Here is a 23,460-nt window from a genome sequence, read left to right as displayed (position 1 = left end):
CACCGGATCAGGTGAGCAGGGGGAGGGGTCGGCGTGCGCTGGAAGCCCGTCGCGTACACAGCCGTCGGGCTCGTGTCGGTCCTCGTCCTCGGCACCACCGGTTACGCCTGGACGCAGCTGGGCAGGCTCGCGAGCGGGCTGGCCACCGCGGACGTCATCGAACCCGCCGCCCAGCTGCCCAGCAGCAGCCCCAACGTCCCGGTGCCGGAGCAGAACATCCTGCTCGTCGGCATCGACTCGCGCACCGACGCCCAGGGCAACCCGCTGCCGCAGGACGTGCTCGACCAGCTGCACGCCGGTGACGGCAGCGACGGCGGCGACACCACGGACACGATGATCGTCGTGCACATCCCGGAGGGCGGCGGCGAGGCCACCGCGATCTCCATCCCGCGCGACTCCTACGTCCAGCTCGCGGGCGGCTACGGCAAGCACAAGATCAACGCCGCGTACAGCTACGGCAAGCACGCGAGGTACGAGGAGCTGACCCGGCAGGGCGTGACCGGCGCGGCGCGCGAGCGGCTGGCCGACCAGGCCGGTGCCCGCACCGCGATCCAGACCGTCGAGAACTTCACCGGCCTGACCATCAACCACTACGCCGCGGTGAACCTCGTCGGCTTCTACACGCTCAGCCTGGCCGTGGGCGGGGTGCCGGTGTGCCTGAAGGAACCGGTGCACGACAGCTACTCCGGCGCGGACTTCCCCGCGGGGCGGCAGACGCTGTCCGGCGCGCAGGCGCTGGCCTTCGTCCGGCAGCGGCACGGGCTCGTCAACGGCGACCTCGACCGCATCGCCCGGCAGCAGGCGTTCCTCGCGAGCGCGGCGAAGGTCGTGCTGGCCGCGGGCACGCTCGCCAACCCGGTCAAGCTGGAGAGCCTCATCGAGGCGGTGCAGCAGGCCGTGCTCATCGACCAGGGCTGGGACATCCTCACGTTCGCGCAGCAGATGCGCTCGCTCAGCTCGGACGGGCTGACCTTCGCCACCATCCCCGTGCAGTCGCTGAGCATGCGGACGTCGGACGGCGACGCGGTGAAGGTCGACCCGGGGCAGGTGCGCTCGTTCATCGCCACGCTGCTCGGCGACAGCGGCGGGACCTCGGCGTCCACGTCGTCGGAGCCGTCGAGCGTGGCCGCACAGGCGGCGGACAGCAGCACGCCGCCGACCACCGAGACGTCCCTTGTGCCCAGCGCGAACAGCACCGATCTCACGGGCTGCGTCAATTGATCGTTCCGGGAAGAAAATTCCCAACCTACTTTCGCCGGGTTTCGTCGGACCACACGATCGGGTGAGACTGCGGGGGCGGAGTCGCGACCCGGTCCCTGTAGCCGAACGAAGAGGGCGAAGTTGATGAAGCGAACGAGCCTGGTGAAATCCGCGGGCGCGGCGGCGCTGGCCGCCGGGGCCGCGCTGGCCGTGTGCCTCGCACCGTCGGCGAGCGCCGTCCAGCCCGTGTCCGACGCGATGCAGCGGGACCTCGGGCTGACCACGGAGCAGGTGCGGGCCCGGCTGGCGCAGGAGGCGACGGCGATGGACGTCGCACCGGCCGCGCGGGCCGCGGCGGGTGAGGCGTTCGGCGGGTCCTGGTACGACGCGGCGGCGGGCAAGCTCGTGGTCGGCGTGACCGACGCGGCCAAGACCGCCGCGGTGCGCGCCACCGGCGCCGAGGCGGTCCCGGTCGCGCACACGCAGGCCGCGCTGGACGCGGCGAAGTCCGCGCTCGACGGTCTCGCCGCGCCGAAGGACGTCACCGGCTGGTACGTCGACGAGCAGGCGAACTCGCTGGTCGTGACGGTGAAGTTGGGCACGGCCGACCCGGCGGTGCAGCGGTTCCTCGACCAGGCGAAGGCGACCGGCCCCGTGCGCGTCGACTCCGTGACCGAGACCCCGCGGCTGTACGCGGGCAGCGTCGTCGGCGGCAACGCCTACTACATCAACAACGCGGCCCGCTGCTCCGTCGGCTTCTCCGTCCGCGGCGGGTTCGTCTCGGCGGGCCACTGCGGCAGCGCGGGCGACTCGGTGACCGGCCCCGACGGCTCCGCGATGGGCACGTTCCAGGGCTCGTCCTTCCCCGGCAACGACTACTCCTACGTGCGCACCAACTCCAGCTGGACCCCCACCGCGCGGGTGAACGGCTACGGGCACGGCGACGTCACGGTCACCGGCCACACCGCGGCCGCGGTCGGCGCCTCGGTGTGCCGCTCCGGCTCCACCTCCGGCTGGCACTGCGGCACGATCCAGGCGACCAACCAGACCGTGAACTACGCCGAGGGCACGGTGTCCGGGCTGACGAAGACCAACGCGTGCGCCGAGCCCGGTGACTCGGGTGGCTCGTGGGTCAGCGGCAGCCAGGCGCAGGGCGTCACGTCGGGCGGCTCGGGTGACTGCACCCGCGGTGGCACGACGTACTTCCAGCCCGTGAACGAGATCCTGTCGGCCTACGGCCTGACCCTCGTCACCGGCTGAGCGCGGAACGAAAAGAGGCGGGGCACAGCCGGTGCCCCGCCTCTTCCCGTGTGTGACGGCTCAGGTGGTCGCCGGGATCCACGCGCGTTCGCGCGCGGCGAGGCTGTGCTTCGCGGGGACGAGCAGGGCGGTCAGCCAGGTGCGCCGGTACTCCTCCAGCGCGAGCGCGATCGAACGATGCTCGACGCAGTGCACCAGTCCCGGTGTACCGAGCCGGTGCCTCCCGACGTGCTTCGCTCGCATCGTTCCTCCGTGTGGGCGACCTTCCGCCGCGCACCGTACGCAATGGACGCCCGGAAGCGGCTGAACCCGCTCGGCGTGTCACCCGTATCGGTTCGATCACGTCAAAACCTCACCTGGTTGAATGCCCGCATGCTGCGCGTGGGGCTCACCGGGGGTATCGGAGCGGGGAAGTCGACGGTGGCCGCCCGGCTCGCCGAGCACGGGGCGGTGCTCATCGACGCCGACCGGCTGGCGAGGGAGGTCGTCGAGCCCGGCACGCCGGGCCTGGCCGCGCTGACCGAGGCGTTCGGCACGGACATCCTCACCGCCGACGGCGCGCTCGACCGGCCCGCGCTCGCGGCGAAGGCCTTCGCCGACGAGGACTCCCGCCTGCGGCTCAACGGGATCATGCACCCGCTCATCGGGGTGAGGACCGCCGAGCTGATGGCGGCCGCGGCGCCGGACGCGGTCGTCGTGCACGACGTCCCGCTGCTCGTCGAGGGCAACCTCGGCGCCGGCTACCACCTGGTGCTGGTCGTGGACGCGCCGGTGGAGGTCCGCGTGCGGCGGCTGGTGGAGGTGCGCGGCATGGCGGAGGCCGACGCCCGCGCCCGCATCGCCGCCCAGGCCGACGAGGCCGCCCGCCGGGCCGCGGCCGACGTGTGGCTGGACAACAGCGAGACCCCCGACGTCGTGCTCGCCGAGGTGGACCGGCTGTGGGCGGACCGGCTGGTGCCGTACGAGGCGAACGTGCGCCTGCGCCGCCCGCGCCCGCCGATGTCGCCGAAGCTGGCCGACTACGACGAGCGGTGGCCGGCGCAGGCCGCCAGGCTCCTCGCGCGCGTCCGGGCCGCCGCGGGGGAGCGAGCGCTGCGGGCCGACCACATCGGCTCGACGTCCGTGCCCGGCCTGCCCGCCAAGGACATCGTCGACCTCCAGCTCACGGTGTCCACTTTGGACGACGCGGACGCGGTCGCGGACGCCTTGTCGGACGCGGGTTTCCCGCGCGCGGGAGGCGAGTGGTGGGACGACCCGCAGGACGGTTCCGCGCAGCGGTGGCACAAGCGGTTCCACTTCGGCGGCGACCCGGGGCGCGCGGTGAACCTGCACGTCCGGTCCCAGGAGACCCCCGCGTGGCGGCTCGCCCTGCTGTTCCCGGAGTGGCTGCGGCAGCACCCGGACGAGCGGGCCGCCTACGCGGAGGTGAAGCGCCGCCTGGCCGACTCCCACGCGGCGGACGGCACGGTGGAGGGCTACGCCTACGAGAAGCAGGAGTGGGTCAACGCGGCCTTCCGCCGGGCGGAGGCGTGGGCGGAACGCACCGGCTGGACCCCCTGAACGCGGGTCAGCGGAACAGCCCCCGCTGGAAGGCGGTGGCGACGGCCGCCGCCCGGTCCTTCACCCCGAGCTTCGCGTACACGTGCAGCAGGTGCGTCTTGACGGTGGCTTCGCTGATGAACAGCCGCGCGGCGGCCTGCTTGTTCGTGCAGCCGTCCGCGATCAGCCGGAGCACGTCGAGCTCGCGCCGGCTCAGCTCCTCCCGCGCCGGCGCCCTCAGCTGACCCATCAGGCGGCTCGCGACGGCGGGCGAGAGCACCGCCTCACCACGGGCAGCGGCACGCACGCCCTGGAAGAGCGCCTCGCGCGGCGAGTCCTTCAGCAGGTAACCGGTGGCGCCCGCCTCGATCGCGGGCAGCACGTCGGAATCCGCGTCGTACGTCGTCAGCACGAGCACGCGGGCCGGGTTGCCGCGCTCCGCGAGCCGCCTGATCGCCGTGACGCCGTCCGTGCCCGGCATGCGGAGGTCCATCAGCACGACGTCGGGCCGCAGCCGGTCCGCGAGCACGACGGCCTCCGCGCCGTCCGCCGCCTCGCCGAGCACCTCGAACCCCTCGGCGCCCTCGAAGATCCCGCGCAGCCCGTCACGCACCACGGGGTGGTCGTCGGCGATCACGAGCGTGATGGTCACGACGCCGCCACCACGGCGGGCAGGCTCGCCGAGACGGCCGTACCGCCACCCGGCTCGGACTCGACCGCGAACGAACCGAGCAGCCGCGCGGCCCGCTGGCGCATCCCGGGCAGCCCGAAACCGCCGTGCGCCGAGTCCGGGTCGAACCCCTTCCCGTCGTCGCGGACGTCGAGCGTCACCTGGTCCTCCATGTAGGACAACGTCACGCCGACCCGGCCGGCCCCGGCGTGCTTCGCCACGTTCGCCAGCGCCTCCTGGGTGATCCTGAGCAGGGTCGCCTCGACCTCGGGGTGCAGCGGCCGCACGTCACCGGTGGTGGTGAGCTCGACGGGCACCCCGGTCCGCTCCGCCCAGCGGCCGGCCACGCCGCGCAGCGCGTCGTCCAGCCGGTCGCGGGTCAGCGCCTCCGGGCGCAGCGCGTCCACGGAACGCCGCGCCTCGGCGAGGTTCTCCCTCGCCAGCGCCAGCGCGGTGCGCACCCGCCGTTCCCGGTCGGGCGCGTCCTCCGCCGCTTCGAGCTGGGTGATGATCCCCATCAGCCCCTGGGCGAGCGTGTCGTGGATCTCCCGGCTCAACCGCTGGCGCTCGTCGAGGATCCCCGCCTCCCGCGCCTGGGCGAACAGCTGGCGGTGCAGTCCCGCGTTCTCCTCCTGCGCCGCCTCCAGCGCCGCGACCACCTGGCGCCGGGCCTCGACCGTCGCGGCCATCCTGGCCGCGCCGATCGCGCCGCCGATGATCGCGCCGGTCTGCACCAGCACCACCGTGACGAACAGGAACCCGTGCTCCCGCAACGCTTCCACCGGACCGCCCGAACCGAGCGTGTTGATCAGCAGTGATGTCGCCGCGGTGCCCAGCACGGCCAGCGGCACCGGCCTGAGCCGCAGCGCCAGGAAGAAGCAGCTGATCATGAACACCAGGAACAGCAGGTCCCTCGCCATCAGCACGGCCGCGGCGGACAGCGCACCGGCGAACGAGATCGCGCGCAGCCAGCTGTTTTCGCGGAACCGCTCGGGCGGCAGCCCGTGGGTCAGCAGGAGCCAGACCAGTGCGAGCCCGGCCACCCCGAGCGTGCCGGGGTCGATGCCCTGCACCGCGCTGACCACCACCGACACCAGCAGCAGCACCGGAGCCAGCCACCGGGTGTAGGGCCGCCACAGCGAGTACGTGCCGGACGGCGGCTCCAGCGAGGACGACCAGAAGCTGCTCACCGGTCCATTATCCGTTCACTCCCACCGGAACCACCGCGCCGCGACCCCGCCGCACAGCACCGCGCACGCGGCGAGCGCGAGGAGCTGCAGCGCACTGGCACCGGTCCCCGTCCACGTCCCGCGCACCGCGTTGAGCGTCGCGCCCACGGGCAGCACGTCGGCCACGTGCTGCAGGAACGACGGCAGCTGCTCCTTCGGCACCCACACCCCGCCCAGCGCGAGCATCGGGAAGAACGTGACGAGGCCGATCGTGTTGGCCGCCTTGCCCGACGGAGCCAGCGCCGCGATCAGCATGCCCACGGAGAACAACGCGAGCGCGCCCAGCGCGACCGACAGGACGAACCCGCCGGGGTGCTCGGGCAGGGACAACCCCAGCCCGAGCACCCCGACCCCCAGTGCGAGCACACCCGCGACGAGCGCGGCGGCCAGGTTGACCAGCAACTGCGCCGTCAGCAGGCGGCCGGGCGGCACCGGGCTCGCCGACAACCGCCGGAGCACCCCCTTCTCGCGGTAGGTGGCGATGGTCGTCGGGAACAGCAGGACGGCGAGCATCGCGAGCAGGACCGTCACCGCCAGCGGCGCGACGAACGCGGACAGCGCGGGCTGCCCGCCGAAGTCCTCGCTCGGCCGGCCGCCGTCCGCCAGCAGCCCGAACACCACGAGCAGGCCCACCGGGATCGCCAGCACCGCGAACGGCGCGGCCGGGTCACGCAGGAAGAGCCTCGCCTCCACCGCGGTCAGCTTCGTCAGCACCACTTCACCGCCCTTTTCGCCCGGTCAACGCGACGAACGCGTCGTCGAGATCCGCCTGTTCGACCCGCAGCTCGTCCGCGACGACCCCCGTGCGGGCCAGTACGACCGTCACCGCGCGCAGCACGTCTCCGGTGCCGGTCACCACGAGCCGTCCGCCGTGGCGCTCCACGCGGCGCACCTCGGGCAGCGCGGTGAACACCGCGTCGTCGACCGGCGCCGACGGCCGGAACCGGATGCGTTGTTCGGCCCCCACCTGCCGCACCAGCCCGGCCGGGGTGTCCACGGCGACCACGCGTCCGGCGTCGAACACGGCGATGCGGTCGCAGAGCCGTTCCGCCTCCGCCATGAAGTGCGTGACCAGCACGATCGTCACGCCGCGATCGCGGACCCGCTCGATGAGGTCCCACGTGTCGCGCCGCGCCTGCGGGTCCAGCCCGGTGCTCAGCTCGTCGAGCACCGCGACCTCGGGGTTGCCGACGAGTGCGAGCGCGATCGCCACCCGCTGCTTCTGGCCCCCCGAGAGCTTCCGGTACGCCCTGCCGCGGTGCTCGGCGAGCCCGAGCTCGTCCAGCAGCGCGTCCGGGTCCGCCGGGGACCGGTAGAACGAGGCGTACAGGTGCAGGACCTCCCCGACGCGGATTCGGTCGGGGAGCTCGCTTTCCTGCAACTGCACGCCCAGCCGCTGGCGCAGTTCGGCGGTGTCGCGGGCCGGGTCGAGCCCGAGCACCGAGATCGTGCCGCCGTCCGGCGAGCGCAGCCCCTCCACACACTCGACCGTCGTCGTCTTCCCGGCGCCGTTGGGTCCGAGTATGCCGAAGATCTCCCCCCGCTCGACGGAGAACGACACGTCGTCGACCGCGACGCGCTCGGAGTACCGCTTGGTCAGGTGTGCCACCTCGACCACCACTGTCATCGCCTGCGCCCCCTTACTCGAAAGCTGGTGCCTCCCAGCATTTCGGGCGGACGGGGGCGGCGAATCGGTCTCGCGGTCCTCCCGCGGTCAACCGATCGGTTGACTACGCGGGGGTCAGTGCCTGCGCCAGGCCAGCCGGATGTCCAGCGTCGCGAGCCAGTCGTGCAGCTTGTAGCCGTGCGCGGCCAGCCCGGCCACGGTCCGGTAGGTGATCTCCAGCGCCCGCCGCGCGTCGGCGGGGCTGAGCAGCCCGGCGGCGGCCGCGGCGAGCAGCTCGTCGGTGTCGAGCACCTCCAGCCCGCGCCCCTCGCGCAGCACGATGTCCAGGTACCAGTCGGTGGAGCGCCAGGTCGCGCCGTCCCGGTCCACCGTGACGACGTCGAGGTAGAAGTCCTGGTCGCGCTCGTGCCCCGGGGTGAACCAGAAGTCCGTCAGCCGCAGCCCGAGCTCCGGCAGCAGCCACGATTCGAGGTAGGAGAACTGCGCGCGGCCGGGCGTGGGGCGCGCGACGTAGAGGCCGAACGGCTCCACGCGGTACTCCTCGACCGCGCGCACCGTGCCCTTCGGGTCGGTGTTCGTACGCGCGTCGACGTCGAAGGTCTCGATCTTCGGCGGGTGCACGGAGCCCGCGTGGTCTGCCATGCGGCCCATTTTTACGGGTTTACGGGCCGTCGACGAGTGTCACGCCGGTAGGGTGATCGCGTGCTGGACGAAGCTGTCGTGACCGAAGCCGTCGCGCGCATCGCGGCGGGGCTGGGCGAACGGGTCGGCGAGCTCACCGGCGAGATGGTGCAGCTGTACGCGACGGAACTGCCGAACCTGGTGAACGACGACGAGAGCGTCGTCAGCCTGCTCGCGGCGAGCCTGTTCCAGAACCTCGACACCGCCATGCGGATCTTCCAGCACGGGATCGACCCCACGCGCGTCGAAGCACCGGCCGCGGCCATGGAGTACGCGCGGCGCCTCGCCCAGCGCGGCACGCCCGTCATCGACCTCATCCGCGCCTACTACCTGGGCCAGACCGCGATCCTCAACCACGCGCTCGCCGAGGGCCGCGACCAGATCCGCGATCCCGACCTGCTGGGCGCGATGATGCAGCGCGCGCTCACCGGCGCGTTCGCCTTCATCGACCGCGTCACGCAGCAGGTCGTGTCCGCCTACCAGGAGGAGCGCGACCGCTGGCTGCTCAACCGCAGCGCCGTGCGGGCCGCGCGCGTGCGCGAGCTGCTCAAGGGCGGCGGCGGCGCCGAGGCGGCCGGCGTGGAGACCTCGCTCGGGTACCGGCTGCGGGGCACGCACCTGGCGATGATCGTCTGGCACGCGGTGGAACCGGCGCAGGGCAACGCGCTGGGCGCGCTGGAATCGGTCACCGCGGCGGTTGCCGGCGGCCTGCCCACGTCGGGACAGCCGCTGCTCGTGCCCGCCGACGAGCGCTGCGCGTGGGTGTGGTTCCCGTTGGAGAAGGCCGTGCTGCCCGAAGAGGAACACGTGCGGCGCGTGCTGGACTCGGCGGAGTCCACGGTCCGGCTCGTGCTGGGCGACCCCGGCGAGGGCATCGACGGGTTCCGGCGCAGCCACCGGCAGGCCGAGCGCGTGCACGCGCTCGCCGTGACGGCGGGGGAGCAGTGCGAGCGCGCGCTGACCTTCCGCGACGTCGGCACGATCGTGCTGATGACCTCCGACCTCGCGGCGACCAGGAGCTGGGTCGCCGACATCCTCGGCCCCCTCGCGACCGACGACGAGCAGCACGAACGCCTCCGCGAGACGCTGCTGGTGTTCCTCGCGACGGGCGGCAGCTACACCGCCGCGGCGGCGCGGCTGACCATGCACAAGAACTCGGTCCAGTACCGCGTGCGCAAGGCGGAGGAGACGCTCGGCCGCCCCATCACCGACAACCGGCTGGACGTCGAGCTGGCGCTCAAGGTGTGCCAGCGGCTGGGGCCCGCCGTGCTGGCCGCACCCTGAAATCCGTCGCACGAAAGGGTGAACAGCGGGCGGGCGCCGGTCTTGTTTTCGGTTCAAGGCACCAGCTGTCCGGGTGATCGTTGGGCCGTTGGCACGAAGCGATCGCGATTATTCCGGTTTAAGATTCCCCCATGGGAAACCTCGTCCACGCCGAACCGGCCGAGCTGCTGGCGGTCATCCGCCTGCGCCGCGGCGTGGTGGGCGAGTGCCGTCGCGTGAGCCACATCGTGCCGCTGCCCGCCACCGGCCCCATCCCGACCGAGCTGGTGGCGCTGTGCGGCGCCACGATCCTGCCCGCGCAGGCCGAGGTGCTCGACGGCATCGCCGGGATGCCGTGCGAGGCGTGCCTGGCCCGGCAGGCCCGCCGCACCAGCCTCCAGCTGCGCTGACCTGCGCCGGAGCGGGACCGCCGCAAATTGTCGGTGGGTGCGCCTACCCTGGTCTCGTGGCTTTCGCAACCGAACACCCCGTGCTCGCGCAGTCCGAGTTCCGCCCGGTTTCCGACATCCCCCGGACCGGTGGGCGGTTCGAGGTCGTCAGCGACTACCAGCCCGCCGGTGACCAGCCGGCGGCCATCGACGAGCTGGAGCGCAGGCTCAAGGCGGGGGAGAAGGACGTCGTCCTGCTCGGGGCCACCGGCACCGGCAAGTCGGCCACCACGGCGTGGCTGATCGAGCGCGTGCAGCGGCCCACCCTGGTGATGGCGCCGAACAAGACGCTGGCCGCCCAGCTGGCCAACGAGCTGCGCGAGCTGTTCCCGCACAACGCGGTCGAGTACTTCGTCAGCTACTACGACTACTACCAGCCCGAGGCGTACGTCCCGCAGACGGACACGTACATCGAGAAGGACTCGTCGATCAACGACGACGTGGAGCGCCTCCGCCACTCGGCGACGATGAACCTGCTCTCCCGGCGGGACGTCATCGTGGTCGCGTCGGTGTCGTGCATCTACGGCCTCGGCACGCCGCAGTCCTACCTCGACCGGTCCACGAAGCTGGCGGTGGGCGCCGAGGTCGAGCGCGACACGTTCCTGCGGGCGCTGGTCGACGTGCAGTACACCCGCAACGACCTGGCGTTCTCGCGCGGCACGTTCCGGGTGCGCGGGGACACGGTGGAGATCATCCCGGCGTACGAGGAGCTGGCCATCCGGGTCGAGTTCTTCGGCGACGAGGTCGACAAGCTGTACTACCTGCACCCGCTGACCGGCGAGATCGTGCGCGAGGTCGACGAGGTGCGCATCTTCCCGGCGACGCACTACGTCGCGGGCCCGGAGCGCATGGAGAGGGCGATCCGCGGCATCGAGGCCGAGCTGGAGGAGCAGCTGGCGAAGCTCGAGAAGCAGGGCAAGCTGCTGGAGGCGCAGCGGCTGCGCATGCGCACGACCTACGACATCGAGATGATGCGGCAGGTCGGGTTCTGTTCGGGCATCGAGAACTACTCGCGCCACATCGACGACCGGCCGGCGGGATCGGCCCCGGCCACCCTGATCGACTACTTCCCGGACGACTTCCTGCTGGTCATCGACGAGTCCCACGTGACGGTGCCGCAGATCGGCGGCATGTACGAGGGTGACGCGTCGCGCAAGCGCACGCTGGTGGAGCACGGTTTCCGGCTGCCGAGCGCGCTGGACAACCGGCCGCTGACGTGGGAGGAGTTCACCGACCGCATCGGGCAGACGGTGTACCTGTCGGCGACGCCGGGGCCGTACGAGATGGGGCAGACCGGTGGCGAGTTCGTGGAGCAGGTCATCCGCCCGACGGGGCTGGTGGACCCGCAGATCGTCGTCAAGCCGACCGAGGGGCAGATCGACGACCTGGTGCACGAGATCCGGGTCCGTGCCGAGCGGGACGAGCGGGTGCTGGTCACGACGCTGACGAAGAAGATGGCCGAGGACCTGACCGACTACCTGCTGGAGCTCGGGATCAGGGTGCGGTACCTGCATTCCGAAGTGGACACCCTGCGGCGCGTGGAGTTGCTGCGGCAGTTGCGTTCCGGTGATTTCGACGTGCTGGTGGGCATCAACCTGCTGCGTGAGGGGCTGGACCTGCCGGAGGTCTCGCTGGTGTCGATCCTGGACGCCGACAAGGAGGGCTTCCTGCGCAGCGGCACGTCCCTGATCCAGACGATCGGCCGCGCGGCCCGCAACGTGTCGGGCGAGGTCCACATGTACGCCGACAAGATCACGGACTCGATGCAGTACGCCATCGACGAGACGAACCGCAGGCGTGCCAAGCAGATCGCGTACAACGAGGAGCGCGGCATCGACCCGCAGCCGCTGCGGAAGAAGATCGCCGACATCCTGGACAGGGTGTACAGCGAGGCCGAGGACTCGGAGAAGGACATCGAGGTCGGAGGCTCGGGCCGGAACGCGTCGCGCGGGAAGAAGCCCGTCCAGGGTGGGGGCGGCCGCTCGTCGGGAGTCCTCGTGGACAGGGACGTGTCGGCCATGCCGAGGGCGGAGCTGGCGGACCTGATCCAGTCCATGACGGACCAGATGATGCAGGCGGCGCGAGACCTCCAGTTCGAACTGGCGGCCCGCCTCCGGGACGAGATCGCGGACCTGAAGAAGGAACTGCGCGGCATGGACGCGGCAGGCATCAAGTAGGCCGCGGTGGGCGTCGCGGGCCCGGCGGGCTTCCGGTGGATCTCGCGGGGCGGGGCGCGGTCTGGCGGGCCTCGCTGGGCGGTTGGGGCTCGCGGGCCTGGCAGGCCTCGCCACGCGGTCCGGCGGCTTTCGGCGGATCTGGTGGGGCCAGCGGGCTTCGGGGCTTCGCGGGGCCGGGCGCCGTCAGGCAGGCTCGCCAGGCGGTCGGGTCTCGCGGGCCCAGCAGGCGTCGCGCGGTCCGGCGGCTTTCGGCGGATCTCGCAGGGCCGCGCACCGCCCTGGCGGGTCCGGCGGCTTCCGGCGCGGGTGGCCGTGCCATGCCGTGACCCGCTGGTTGGCGCCTACTGCAAGGCCTCCTGCCGCCGATGTCCCGGCGGAATGCCGTGCCCTGCCCGTGGCGGGCCAGTGCCGCTAAGTCGTGACCGGCGCCCGCCATCCTCGGTGTCCACGCCCCGGGGTGCCCTCGCTGCCGGTGCCTGGCGCGCCACAGTGCCGTCCCGCCGCGCGTGCCCCGACCGTCGGTGCCGCCACCGTCCGCAGGGCCCCGCTGCCCCCGGCGCCCCCTGCCCGTGCCCCCGACCGCCGCCCCCACCGTCCCACCCCGGAGCGACCCCTACTCCCGCACCGCATCCGCCAACGTGCGTAGCGCCCGCAGGAACACGGCCCGCTCCGAGGGCGGCAGCTTGCCCAGCACCTGCTCCTCGTTCCGCTGGATCTCCGCCTGCGCCCGCTCCGCGAGGCGCCGCCCCTCGACAGTGATCGACAGCAGCCGGACGCGGCGGTCGGCCGGATCGGGGCGGCGTTCGATGAGACCGCGGTCCTGCAGGTCGTCGAGGACGGGGATCAGGCGGGTCTTGTCGGCACCGATGCGGGCCGCCAGTGCGGCCTGCGTCCGCGCGCCCTGTTCCCGCAGCGCGAGCAGCACGGAGTACGCCCACATCGTCAGGCCGTGCGCCCGCAGCACCGGCTCCTCCGCGCGCATCAGGCTCCGCCCCAGCGGCACGAGCATCGCCGCGAGATCAGGTCGGTCCGTCACGGGAGAAAATATAGCTTGCACAGATGATAAGCAGCTGCATATCGTCTACTCATGCACATCAAAGAACTTGACCGCGCGGCAGTACTCGCCAGCGTGGCCGTCGCGACCCGGGTGACCGACGCCGACCTCTCCCGCCCCACGCCGTGTACCGAATGGACGGTCGCGAACCTGCTCACCCACATGGCCGTCCAGCACCGCGGCTTCGCGGCCGCCGCCCGCGGCGAACGAGCCGACTGGCGGCTGCCCGCCCCCGCGCCGGATCCGGTCGCCGACTACCTCGCCGCCGGCGCGGACGTGCTCATCGCGTTCCGGGAAGCGGGTTCGGCCTTGCTGCTGCCCGAAATCCGCGAACAGCCGTTCCCCGCCGAGCAGGCCATGGCCTTCCACTTCATCGACTACGTGGTCCACGCCTGGGACCTCGCCCGCGCCATCGGCACCGACGTGCCCCTCGACGACACGGTGCTCGCGCCCGCGTGGGAGGTGGCGCGCCAGGTGCCCGACGGTGAGGAGCGGCGCCGCCCAGGCGCCGCCTTCCAGCCCGGCGTCGCGGTGCAGCCCGGCGTCGCGGCACGGCAAAGCGCGGCACGGGACGGCGCCTTGCTCGACCGGATCGTCGCGACACTCGGCCGCGACCCCGCCTGGTGACACCGAAAACCGGGAAAGCGCTTACTCCGCGCTGGGATCGTTCTCCAGCAGCCCGAACAGGTTCCCCTCGGTGTCCTTGCAGTACGCCAGCCACCCGATGCCCGGCAGCGCGGTCTTCGGCACCACGACCCCGCCGCCGGCCTGCCGCACCCGCCGCAGGGCGAGGTCCAGCTCCGGCACCTCCATCGTGTTCGGGTAGGCGTTCAGCGGCGCGTCGTCGACCGGGGCGGGGCCTTGCCGGGGGACGAGCCCGCCGTCGATCCCGGGACCGTCGCCGGTGCTGATGAGCCAGTACCGGTTGCTGCCCCACCGCTCGAAGGACCAGTCGAACACCGTCTTGTAGAACGTGATCGCGCGTTCCGGGTCGCTCGCGTGGATCTCGAAGTGGACCGGCCGAGGCATGGACACCTCCTCGCCTGCGGGGAAGGGATCGGTCGAGTTTACGCGACCGGGCGCCCCGTCATCGCGGCTTCAGCCACAGCACCGAAAGGTGTTCCCGCTCCACGGCCGCCACCAGTTCGTCGACCGTGGGCGCCCGGCCCGCCGCGAACTTCAGCCCCAGCCGCCGCTGGGCCTGTTCCGGCCCCAGCTCCTCGATCCGCTTCGCGTACGTCTCGGCCACCGTGCGCGCGTACTCCACGAGCACCCCGCGCATCGGCGTCGTCCGCCCCTCGAACGTCACGTCGACGTCCCGCCCGCCGCGGAAGTTCACCCGCCACGGCGCACTCGTGAGCACCATCAGCCCGTCGTCCCACCGGTGCGCCGTGACCGGCACCCGGTAGCGCCGCCCGGTCCGGCGGCCGGTGAACCGCAGCACCAGCACCGACCGCCCGAGCGGCCCGCCCAGCGGCGTGCGCAACGCCGCCAGCACCGCCGGGTTCAGCAACCGCACCACCGCGGCGGGCGGCCGCGTCACCGTGACAGCGTTCATGCCGCGCAGTATCTCAGCTCGTGATGTCCTTCGTCGCGAACCTCCGCGCGGCCAGCAGGGTCAGCACCGTCCCGTAGACCACCGCCGACAGCACCCCCGCCGCGATGGTGCCCCAGTCGATGTCCGTCGCGATCAGGTCCAGCCACGCGTAGGAGTAGTGCGTCGGCAGGTAGTTGCGCAGACTGCCCAACGCCGTGATCTGGTCCAGGATCTGCGACAGGATCGCCGCCAGCACCGCACCGCCGACCGCGCCCAGCGGCGCGTCCGTCGACACGCTCAGCAGCAGCGACAACCCGGCCACCCACGCCAGCTGGATCACGATGTACACCGTCGCGACCACGATCACCAGCAGGCTCCGCCCGAACGGGATCGCGTCCCCGGTCGGGCTGATCGCGTCCCCCGCGCCGTACCAGATCAGCCCCACCGCCAGCGACACCAGCGGCAGCAGCACCAGCGCCAGCACCGACAGCAGCCCCGACGCGACCGCCTTCTGCCGCAGGACCCGGTGCCGTGGCACGGGAATCGCCAGCAGGTACTTCAGGCTCGACCACGAGGCCTCGCTCGCGATCGTGTCCCCGAAGAACAAGGCGACGATCGTCGGCAGCAGGAAGCTGCCCGCCACGAACAACGCCAGCACCACGAAGTTCGGCGCGCTGGCCGTCGCGAGGTCGACGAACCCGCCCGAGCGCCGGTTCGGGCTGGACTGCCCGATCTGGAACGCCACCACCAGGATGAACGGCAGCAGCACGACGAACCCGAGCACCAGCTGGGTGCGGCGGCGGCGGAGCTGGCGCCGCAGCTCCACCCCCAGCCGCAGCGTCCGCCCCGCCCGGTAGCCCGCGACGGCGCCGTCCGGCCCGCTGCGCACCTGCTCGCGCGAGGCCAGTTCGGTCAGCTCGTCCAGCGCCGCGGGATCGGTGTGCACCCCGTTGTCGGCCATCACGACTCCTCACCCACGAGACGCAGGAACGCGTCCTCCAGCCGCCGCCGGGGCCCGGCCTGCTCGACCGCCACCCCGGCCCGCACCAGCGCCGCGACCGCGTCCGCGCGCGGCAGCCCGTCCAGGTTCGCGTGCACCAGCTCGCCCTCGATGTCCACATCGGACACCCCGCCGACCGAGCGCAGCGCCGCGGCCGCGGCCTGCGGATCGTCCACCCGGAACGTCGCCTCGCCGCCCTCGGCGGCGATGTCGCTCACCGGGCCGGCCGCGACGAGCGCGCCCCGGTGCATGACCACGACGTGCGTGCAGGTCTGCTCGACCTCGGCCAGCAGGTGGCTCGACACCAGCACGGTCCGGCCGGTCGAGGCGTAGCGCTGCAGCACCTCGCGCATCTGGTGGATCTGGGGCGGGTCGAGCCCGTTGGTGGGTTCGTCGAGCACGAGCAGCTCCGGCAGTCCGAGCATCGCCTGCGCGATCGCGAGCCGCTGCCGCATGCCCTGGCTGTAGGTGCGCACCTTGCGGTGCACCGCCGAGCCCAGCCCCGCGATCTCCAGCGCCTCCGCGAAATGCGCCTGCTCGGCGGGCCGTCCCGTCGCGTCCCAGTACAGCCGCAGGTTCAGCTCGCCGGACAGGTGCGGCAGGAACCCCGAACCCTCCACGAAGGACCCGATCCGCGACAGCACCGGCGCGCCGGGCCGCACCTGGTGGCCGAACACCCTGATCTGCCCCGCGGTCGGGGTGATGAGGCCCATCAGCATGCGCAGCGTCGTCGTCTTGCCCGCGCCGTTCGGCCCGAGCAGCCCGAGGACCTGCCCGGCCTCCACCCGGAACGACAGGTCCCGCACCGCGGTGAGCCCGCCGGGGTAGGACTTGGTGAGCCCTTCGATCACGAGCGGCACGCCGGCCAGCTCCGGATCCGTGGAGTGCGCCCGGCGCCGCCGCAGTGCCGCGACGACCGCGACCACCAGCGCGGCGAGCAGGACGCCGATGATCGCCAGCAGGTTGCTCAGCGGCCAGCCCGCGCCCGCCGCCGTCCCGGGGACCACCGGCACGGAAAGCCCGCCTTCGACCGAGATCTGGTACGCCGCGGGCTCGATCGGCGTCGCGAACGCCTGGTCGGTGGTGGTGACGACGAGCTGCAGCGCGTGCCCCGACTCGATCGGCCGCACGATCCCCGCGAGCGTCACGGTCACCTCGGCGGCACCACCGGCGAGCGGCACGCGGATCGGCGCGACCGCGTTCGCGGGCAGCGTCCGCGTGCCGTCGGGGCTCACGTCGTACAGCTTCGCGAACAGCACGGCCTCGGGCGCGGTGCCCGCGATCCGCAGGCGGACCGTCGACGACCCGGCGACGAGCAGCTGGGAGTCCACGGGCGCGGTGGTGAACCGGGCGGACTGCCCCGGCGGATCGATGCCGAACAGCCCGGAGACGCGGGAGGACCCGGCGAGGCCGTTGAGGCCGGGGATGCCGCTGACCGCCGCGGGCACGCCGCCCGGCGGGTTCACCACGGTCTGCTCGCCACCCCGCACCGCGAGCGGGTTCCGTTGGGGCGCACCGCCGTCGAGGCCGGGGTACCCGTCGGCGGTCACGATCCGCACCGACGGCGAACCGGACGCCCGCAGCGAACCCTGCACGTCGTAGGCGAACCCGGTCACCGGGTCGCTGCCCTCACCGGTGAGCTGGAACCACAGCCAGTCGGCGATCTTCGCGCGCAGCCGCGGCCCCGGCTGCCCGCCGTCGTGCCCGCCCGCGTACCAGATCTGCTGCACCTTCCCGCCCGCCGCGGCGATCTGCCGTGCCGTCGCGTCGGACTGGTCGAGCCCGAACAGCGTGTCGTTCTCGCCTTGCACGAGCAGCGTCGGCACGGTGATCTTCGACGTCACGGTCGCGGGGGAGAGCCGGTGCAGCAGGTCGGCGGTGGCCGGGCTGACCCGGCCGGTGGTGGCGAGTTCCGTGTAGGCCTGGCAGATCTCGGCCGTGAACCGCCCGCAAACGGCCGCCGACGAGGGCAGCTGCTGCTGCGCCGCGGCGGGCGCGGCACCGCCTCCGCCGCCCTGCGCACCGCTGTCGTTTTCGCTCTCCTGCCCGGGTTCCGGTGCCTCCGCACCGCCTCCGGCTCTCGCGCCCGTGCCCCCGGCTCCCGCGGAGAACAGGATCCCGGCCCAGGACCGCTTGAACACGCCGTCCGCGCCGAAGGCCCCGGCGGCCGGGGTCGCGGCGGGCGCGGTGGCGCTCGCGGCGTTCGGCACGAGCCCCTGCGCGAGGTCGTTGTACGTGATCACCGGTGCGATCGCGTCGACGCGCTTGTCGGTGCCGGCCAGCAGCAGCGCGAGCGCGCCGCCGTAGGAGGCGCCGAGGACGCTCACGCGCGGGTCGCCCGGGCCGTCCTGCCGCACGTCGGGCCGCTTCGCGAGGTAGTCGACGAGCCGGGCGGCGTCCGCCACTTCGAGGTTCGGGTCGTTGAGCCCGATCTGGCCCGTGCTGTGCCCGAACCCGCGGGCCGACCACGTCAGCACCACGAACCCGCGGCGCGCCAGCTCCTGCGCCTGCCCGGCCACGCTCGTCTTGTCGCCGCCGAACCCGTGCGGCAGCAGGACGGCCGGCGCCGGGGTGCGGTCGGGCAGGTACAGCGTGGTGTCGAGGTGCACGAGCTCGGCGGAACCGGGGGCGGCGGGCACGTCGAGCACGGCGTCCTGGCTCGCGACGGGAGGGGCGTCGTCACCGGCTCCGGCCCAGACGAGCCCGGCGGCGGCGAGCAGCACCACGACGACACCCAGCGTCAGCAACCGGGAGCGGCGGGTGTGTGGCAGCGGTATTCGGGGCACCCCGAAACCGTATGGGAAGTTTGCTGAGAACGAGCGGCGGCGGTCCCGGTCAAGAGTGATAAGGCTGACCTTAGCTGGCGGGCCGGCCCGAGATCGGACAGAATGGACCGGATAGTGGAGGGGAGTATTCCTTCGCGGCGGTGTCGTCAGCACGGCGGCCCTTCGGGGCCCCCGGTACCGCCGGCCGGTTCTTCGGAACCGGCGGAAGAGACCTCCGGCTAGCTGCTGTGCGCGCTAACCGGAGGTTGTTTCTCAGATGTCCGTGCCCCTGTGGCTGTGGGCCGCCACCATCGTCGGCCTGCTCGTCCTGATCGCGATCGACCTCGTGATCGTCGACCGCAAACCCCACGAGGTGACTACTCGTGAGGCCGCCAAGTGGGTGGTCTTCTACGTCTCGTGCGCCGTCCTGTTCGGGGCCGGCGTGTGGATCTTCGCCGGGCACGACCCCGGCGTCGAGTTCTTCACCGGCTACCTCACCGAGTACTCGCTCTCGGTCGACAACCTGTTCATCTTCATGGTGATCATGGCGTCGTTCAAGGTGCCGCTGATCCACCAGCACCGGGTGCTGCTCGTCGGGATACTGCTCGCGCTGGCCATGCGCAGCGTGTTCATCGCGATCGGCGCGGCGCTCATCAACCAGTTCGTGTGGGTGTTCTTCCTGTTCGGCGCCGTCCTGGTGTGGACGGCGATCAGCATGGTGCGGGGCAACGACCACGACGACGAGTACCGCGAGAACGCCGTCGTGCGGTGGATCCGCAAGGTCTACCCCGTAACCGACGAATTCCACGGCCACAAGATGACCGTCAAGCGGGACGGCAGGCGGTGGCTGACCCCGATGTTCGTGGTGATCGTGGCCATCGGCAGCGCCGACCTGCTGTTCGCGGTCGACTCGATCCCGGCGATCTTCGGCATCACGCAGGAGGCGTTCCTCGTCTTCACCGCCAACGCGTTCGCGCTGATGGGCCTGCGCCAGTTGTTCTTCCTGCTCGGCGGGCTGGTGAACAAGCTGGTCTACCTGTCCTACGGGCTCGCGGTGATCCTCGGCTTCATCGGCGCCAAGCTGATCCTGCACGCGCTGCACGAGTACCACGCGGTGCCGGACTGGCTGGACATCAACAACTGGATGTCGCTCGGCGTCATCGTCGTCGTCCTGACGATCACGACCGTCGCGAGCCTTTTGAAGAGCAGGCGGGACTCCGCACGGGAAGCGGCTGTGGAGCAGGCAAGCGAACGCTGAGTTGTACTGTCCGGGTATGCGTCCCACCGACATCGAACTGCTCCGCACCCCGGGCACGCCGGCCCTCCACGGGGACCTGCTGCTCGTGGGGGACTCCGCCCCGCACGCGGAAGGCAACACCTACCGCGGCGCGCTGTGGCGGATCGGCCTCGACGGCGAAACCACCCAGTGGACCCACGGCGAGCGTGACTCGGCGCCCGTCCTCTCCCCCGACGGGCGCCGGGTCGCCTTCCTCCGCGCGGAGGCCAAGGCGAGCCCGCAGCTGTACGTCATGCCCGTCGACGGCGGCGACGCCCGGCGCCTGACGGACCTGCCGCTCGGGGTGGGACAGCCGGTGTGGGCACCGGATTCGCGCCGGATCGCGTTCACCGCGCGCGTGCCCGAGCCCGGCCGTTACGGCGTGCCGACCGAGGACGGCGAGAAGCTCGAACCCGCCGAGGAGGCACCGCGGCGGATCACGCGGTACGACTACCGGATCGACAACATCGGCTTCCTGCGGGACCGGCCCCAGCGGCTGTTCGTCGTCGACACCGACGCACCCGCCGAGGAACTTTCGCCGCTGACCGACGAGCGGGTCGATGTCTCCGAGCCGACGTGGACTCCTGACGGCGAAAGGATTCTCGTCGTCGCGCAGCGCGAGTGGGGCGACGCGGAGACGGAGGAGACCGACCTCTACGCCGTGCCCGCGGCCGGGGGCGAGCCGGTGCTCGTGGTGCGCAGCGCCGGTGGGGTCGAGAAGCTGACGGTCACCGAAGACGGCACGGTGTGGTTCATCGGGGCCGAGTTCACCTGGCCCTTCGCCGAGGCCCGCAACCCCGGGCTGTGGTCGGCGAAGCTGTCCGAGGGCGTCGCCACCCCGCGCCGGGTCACCGACGCCGAGACCGTGCACTGCTTCGGCGGCGCCGGAGCGCCCGCGGTGTTCGGCGACCAGGTGCTCGTGGCGGTGCTCAACCGCGGCGCGGTCGAGCTGCGCGCGGTGCCGCGGGACGCGGAGGAAGCGCCGCTGGACAAGCTCACCCTCGTCGCGGGGGAGCGGGCCGCGGTGCGGTCGTTCACCGCGGACGGGAACCGGATCGCCGCCGTCATCGCCCGTCCCGACAGCGCCGGTGACGTCGTGCTCATCGACGGGGACACGCAGCGGGTGCTCACCGACTGGTCGAAGCCGTTGCGGGAGAAGGGGACCCGGCCGCTGGAGGAACTGACCGCGACCGCGCCCGACGGCTACCCCGTGCACGGCTGGCTGGTCCGGCCCGAGGGCGAGGGCCCGCACCCGGTGCTGCTCGTCGTGCACGGCGGCCCCTTCGCCGCGTACGACTGGGGCCTGTTCGACGAGGCGCAGGTGTACGCGTCGGCCGGGTACGCGGTCGTGCTCGGCAACCCGCGCGGGTCGGCGGGTTACGGGCAGAGCCACGGCCGCGCGATCGTCAAGGCCTTCGGCACCGTGGACGCCGACGACCTGCTGGCCCTGCTGGACGCCGCGCTGGCGCAGCCGGACCTCGACTCCTCGCGCGTCGGCGTCATGGGCGGTTCCTACGGCGGGTTCATGACCACGTGGCTGTCCGCGCACCACGGCGAACGCTTCCGCGCCGCGTGGAGCGAGCGCGCGGTCAACGCGTGGGACTCGATGGTCGGCAGCTCCGACATCGGCTGGTCCTTCGTCGACGCGTACGTCGGCGGCGACCTGGAGACGCAGCTCGACCGCAGCCCGCTGACCTACGCCGACCGCATCCGCATCCCGTTCATGGTCATGCACTCCGAGCACGACTGGCGTTGCCCGCTGGAGCAGGCGCAGCGGCTGTACGTCGCGCTCAAGCGCAACGGCACGGAGGCGGAGATGCTGCTGTTCCCCGGCGAGGGGCACGAGCTGAGCCGCTCCGGCAAGCCACGGCACCGGATCCAGCGGTTCGACGCCATCCTCGACTGGTGGGCGCGGTACCTGTAGGGAATCGGACCGTGAACTGGACGGTGCGGCGCGCCGTGCCCGCGGACGCGGCGCGGATCGCCGAGATCAACATCGCGGGCTGGCGCGCCGCCTACCGGGGACTGCTGCCGGACGCCTACCTCGACGGCATGCGCCAGGAGACCGTGCGGGAGCGGTGGGCGGCCCGCCTGCGCGGTGACGCCGAGCCCTCGGCGATGTTCGTCGCGGTGGGCAAGGACTCCGTGCCGTGCGCGTACGCGTTCGTCAGCGCCGCGCGGCAGGAGTCCGACCGGCACCCGGTGCTGCCGACGGGGGAGCTGTGCGCGATCTACGCCGATCCCCGGTGGCGTGGCACGGGTGCCGGGTTCGCCGTGCACCAGGCGGGGCTCGGGCACCTGGCCGCGCACGGGTTCCGGCACGCGGTGCTGTGGGTGCTGCGGGGGAACCTGCCCGCGCGGCGGTTCTACGAGGCGCGCGGCTGGAGCTGCGACGAGGTGTCGGCGGACCTGGACGTCGGCGGCGAGGCCGTGCCGGAGGTGCGGTACTCGCGGCCGCTTCAGGAGAGCAGGACGTAGTTCAGCTGCTCGCACACCCTGGCCAGCGGGATGTCCAGGCCCGGGTGGTCCAGCGGCAGCAGCACGTCCGGTTCGGCGGGCAGCGCCCCGGCGGCCGGCGGGTCCCACAGGCACACCGAGGGCCCGCCGCCGTCCATCGACGAGCGGTACCACAGGCCGTCGAGGTCGTCGAAGGCCGCGCGGATCGCCCGCGCCCACGCCTGCGTGACCTGCTTGGGGCCGCTGGAGATCTCCTGCGAAGCGCCGGCCCGCGTCGGCCACAGCCCGGACAGGTCGAGCAGCCGCAACGTCCGGGCGGGGTGCACGACGACCAGCTGGGGCGCGTTCGTGTGGCGGTCCACAATGGACGTCGTCTGGTACACCTCGGCCACGCTCGTGCGCACGGAGAGCCCGAAGTAGGCCACGCCGTTGCCCGGGTCCTCGGCGGGAGCGCCGCCGTGCCCCGGCGGCTGCGGGTCGAACCGGCCGTGGGGCAGCGGGCCGAAGCGGCGGAAGGTGTTCCAGCGCTGCGGGTGCGAGCCGCCCGCGCTGAAGATCCGGACCAGGCTGGTGGCCGGGTGCACGGCGACGACGTCCTCGTTCCGCCGGGCGGCGATGAGCGTGCCGCGTCCGGGCGGCAGGGGGAGCCGGGCCATCAGGTGCGGGGGCCCGCCTCAGAAGGCCGTGCCGAGCGTGGCGGCGAGCGCCGCCACGGGACGGGGATCGCCACCGGCGAGCAGCCACTGCCGCGGGCTGACGGGTTCACCGGCGATCACCAGGTCGTCCTGCGGGTGGGTCATGAACGCGGCGACCACGAGCGCGGGCTGGCCGGCGGGCAGGGCGGCGAGCACGGTGTCGAGGCCGGGCAGCACGCCGTCGTCGGTGAACTGCCACGCGGGCAGCCGCCAGCCGCCCTGGTCCTTCCAGCCGGTGAGCCTGCGCTCGGCGAGGCGGTGCCGGACGCGGCTGGCGTCGACGCCGAGCCGGTCGGCCGCCGCGGGCACGGTGAGCGCGGACTCGGCCAGCACGGCGTGAGCGGCGACCGCGCGGGCGCGGGGGTCGGGCTCGTCCTCGTGGTAGGGCGAGAGGTCGAGACCCGCTTCGGCGAGCGCTTTCCCTTGCGCGGGCGTGAAGAACCGGGACGGTTCCGGGTCCGGTGCGTCCAGGCGGCGGGCCGCGTCCTCGACCAGCGCGAGGAAGTCCGCGGCGTCGATCCGGAGGCCCGCCCTGGCGAGCACGGCTTTCAGCGCGACCGTCACGCCCCTCAGGCTAGCGC

Annotated in this window: 23 protein-coding genes; 10 read left to right on the top strand and 13 right to left on the bottom strand. The window is 72.7% G+C overall.

The window, feature by feature from the left end; genetic code table 11:
• Positions 1-33: 33 nt before the first annotated feature.
• Together ABFX51_RS24475 and ABFX51_RS24470 are read left to right on the top strand one after the other, a co-directional pair.
• Positions 34-1,221, top strand: a complete 1,188-nt coding sequence (locus tag ABFX51_RS24475) for an LCP family protein (protein ID WP_091513110.1) — start codon at positions 34-36, stop codon at positions 1,219-1,221.
• A gap of 123 nt (positions 1,222-1,344) precedes the next feature.
• Positions 1,345-2,460, top strand: coding sequence for a S1 family peptidase (locus ABFX51_RS24470; protein ID WP_346055055.1), 1,116 nt, complete (start codon positions 1,345-1,347; stop codon positions 2,458-2,460).
• Between the two features lie 60 nt (positions 2,461-2,520).
• Here the strand turns inward: ABFX51_RS24470 and ABFX51_RS24465 are convergent, their stop codons facing one another.
• On the bottom strand, positions 2,521-2,703 hold the full coding sequence (locus ABFX51_RS24465; protein ID WP_346055054.1) for a hypothetical protein: 183 nt from the start codon (positions 2,701-2,703) through the stop codon (positions 2,521-2,523).
• Between the two features lie 129 nt (positions 2,704-2,832).
• Here ABFX51_RS24465 and coaE point away from each other — a divergent pair, with 129 nt between their 5' ends.
• Entirely contained in the window at positions 2,833-4,020 is a 1,188-nt protein-coding gene (gene coaE, locus ABFX51_RS24460) for a dephospho-CoA kinase (protein WP_091513117.1), read from the top strand.
• Between the two features lie 7 nt (positions 4,021-4,027).
• On the opposite strand, the gene ABFX51_RS24455 is transcribed toward coaE, so the two are convergent.
• The 5 genes from ABFX51_RS24455 to ABFX51_RS24435 all read right to left on the bottom strand — a co-directional run bounded on the left by ABFX51_RS24455 (position 4,028) and on the right by ABFX51_RS24435 (position 8,167).
• Complete coding sequence (locus tag ABFX51_RS24455; RefSeq protein ID WP_091513120.1) at positions 4,028-4,651, bottom strand: response regulator; 624 nt, start codon at positions 4,649-4,651, stop codon at positions 4,028-4,030.
• Positions 4,648-5,859: a sensor histidine kinase gene (locus tag ABFX51_RS24450; protein ID WP_346055053.1), complete on the bottom strand. Its 1,212-nt coding sequence runs from the start codon at positions 5,857-5,859 to the stop codon at positions 4,648-4,650. Before ABFX51_RS24450 ends, ABFX51_RS24455 begins: the two co-directional genes overlap by 4 nt.
• 15 nt (positions 5,860-5,874) lie before the next feature.
• Positions 5,875-6,612: an ABC transporter permease gene (locus tag ABFX51_RS24445; protein ID WP_346055052.1), complete on the bottom strand. Its 738-nt coding sequence runs from the start codon at positions 6,610-6,612 to the stop codon at positions 5,875-5,877.
• 4 nt (positions 6,613-6,616) lie between these two features.
• Positions 6,617-7,525: an ABC transporter ATP-binding protein gene (locus ABFX51_RS24440; protein ID WP_346055051.1), complete on the bottom strand. Its 909-nt coding sequence runs from the start codon at positions 7,523-7,525 to the stop codon at positions 6,617-6,619.
• A 114-nt stretch (positions 7,526-7,639) separates the two neighbouring features.
• Positions 7,640-8,167, bottom strand: a complete 528-nt coding sequence (locus ABFX51_RS24435) for a ribonuclease FAU-1 family protein (RefSeq protein WP_346055050.1) — start codon at positions 8,165-8,167, stop codon at positions 7,640-7,642.
• Positions 8,168-8,227: 60 nt separating this feature from the next.
• Here ABFX51_RS24435 and ABFX51_RS24430 point away from each other — a divergent pair, with 60 nt between their 5' ends.
• The 3 genes from ABFX51_RS24430 to uvrB all read left to right on the top strand — a co-directional run bounded on the left by ABFX51_RS24430 (position 8,228) and on the right by uvrB (position 12,095).
• Positions 8,228-9,490, top strand: coding sequence for a PucR family transcriptional regulator (locus tag ABFX51_RS24430; protein ID WP_346055049.1), 1,263 nt, complete (start codon positions 8,228-8,230; stop codon positions 9,488-9,490).
• A gap of 131 nt (positions 9,491-9,621) precedes the next feature.
• Positions 9,622-9,879 (top strand): hypothetical protein, encoded by a 258-nt coding sequence (locus tag ABFX51_RS24425; protein WP_346055048.1) that lies wholly within the window; start codon positions 9,622-9,624, stop codon positions 9,877-9,879.
• 56 nt (positions 9,880-9,935) lie between these two features.
• On the top strand, positions 9,936-12,095 hold the full coding sequence (uvrB, locus tag ABFX51_RS24420; RefSeq protein WP_346055047.1) for an excinuclease ABC subunit UvrB: 2,160 nt from the start codon (positions 9,936-9,938) through the stop codon (positions 12,093-12,095).
• A 613-nt stretch (positions 12,096-12,708) separates the two neighbouring features.
• Here uvrB and ABFX51_RS24415 read toward each other — a convergent pair.
• Positions 12,709-13,131 carry a MarR family winged helix-turn-helix transcriptional regulator gene (locus ABFX51_RS24415; RefSeq protein ID WP_346055046.1) on the bottom strand — a complete coding sequence of 141 codons (423 nt, stop codon included), beginning with the start codon at positions 13,129-13,131 and terminating at the stop codon, positions 12,709-12,711.
• A 51-nt stretch (positions 13,132-13,182) separates the two neighbouring features.
• Between ABFX51_RS24415 and ABFX51_RS24410 the strand changes: the two genes are divergently transcribed.
• A complete protein-coding gene (locus ABFX51_RS24410; protein ID WP_346055045.1) occupies positions 13,183-13,776 on the top strand; it encodes a TIGR03086 family metal-binding protein in 594 nt (197 codons plus the stop codon).
• Positions 13,777-13,797: 21 nt separating this feature from the next.
• Here the strand turns inward: ABFX51_RS24410 and ABFX51_RS24405 are convergent, their stop codons facing one another.
• Genes ABFX51_RS24405 through ABFX51_RS24390 form a run of 4 tightly spaced genes read right to left on the bottom strand, consistent with a single transcriptional unit; the run spans position 13,798 to position 18,472 of the window.
• Positions 13,798-14,178: a VOC family protein gene (locus tag ABFX51_RS24405; protein WP_091513138.1), complete on the bottom strand. Its 381-nt coding sequence runs from the start codon at positions 14,176-14,178 to the stop codon at positions 13,798-13,800.
• Positions 14,179-14,236: 58 nt separating this feature from the next.
• Complete coding sequence (locus ABFX51_RS24400) at positions 14,237-14,707, bottom strand: hypothetical protein (protein ID WP_346055044.1); 471 nt, start codon at positions 14,705-14,707, stop codon at positions 14,237-14,239.
• A gap of 13 nt (positions 14,708-14,720) precedes the next feature.
• Entirely contained in the window at positions 14,721-15,647 is a 927-nt protein-coding gene (locus ABFX51_RS24395; protein WP_091513142.1) for an ABC transporter permease, read from the bottom strand.
• A complete protein-coding gene (locus ABFX51_RS24390; RefSeq protein ID WP_346055043.1) occupies positions 15,647-18,472 on the bottom strand; it encodes an alpha/beta fold hydrolase in 2,826 nt (941 codons plus the stop codon). Before ABFX51_RS24390 ends, ABFX51_RS24395 begins: the two co-directional genes overlap by 1 nt.
• Before the next feature lie 256 nt (positions 18,473-18,728).
• Between ABFX51_RS24390 and ABFX51_RS24385 the strand changes: the two genes are divergently transcribed.
• Genes ABFX51_RS24385 through ABFX51_RS24375 form a run of 3 tightly spaced genes read left to right on the top strand, consistent with a single transcriptional unit; the run spans position 18,729 to position 22,205 of the window.
• Entirely contained in the window at positions 18,729-19,709 is a 981-nt protein-coding gene (locus tag ABFX51_RS24385) for a TerC family protein (RefSeq protein ID WP_091513147.1), read from the top strand.
• 16 nt (positions 19,710-19,725) lie between these two features.
• Positions 19,726-21,651 (top strand): S9 family peptidase, encoded by a 1,926-nt coding sequence (locus ABFX51_RS24380; RefSeq protein WP_091513150.1) that lies wholly within the window; start codon positions 19,726-19,728, stop codon positions 21,649-21,651.
• Positions 21,652-21,662: 11 nt separating this feature from the next.
• A complete protein-coding gene (locus ABFX51_RS24375; protein ID WP_346055042.1) occupies positions 21,663-22,205 on the top strand; it encodes a GNAT family N-acetyltransferase in 543 nt (180 codons plus the stop codon).
• On the opposite strand, the gene ABFX51_RS24370 is transcribed toward ABFX51_RS24375, so the two are convergent.
• Entirely contained in the window at positions 22,187-22,840 is a 654-nt protein-coding gene (locus ABFX51_RS24370) for an RES family NAD+ phosphorylase (protein WP_346055041.1), read from the bottom strand. The genes ABFX51_RS24375 and ABFX51_RS24370 overlap by 19 nt on opposite strands.
• Before the next feature lie 18 nt (positions 22,841-22,858).
• Positions 22,859-23,443, bottom strand: coding sequence for a DNA-binding protein (locus ABFX51_RS24365; RefSeq protein WP_346055040.1), 585 nt, complete (start codon positions 23,441-23,443; stop codon positions 22,859-22,861).
• Positions 23,444-23,460: the final 17 nt, after the last annotated feature.

It is taken from the genome of Amycolatopsis dongchuanensis (assembly GCF_039542405.1).
Taxonomy (GTDB): domain Bacteria; phylum Actinomycetota; class Actinomycetes; order Mycobacteriales; family Pseudonocardiaceae; genus Amycolatopsis_E; species Amycolatopsis_E sacchari.
Note: the sequence above shows the minus strand (reverse complement) of the source record. Positions and strands in the feature narration are given on the sequence as shown.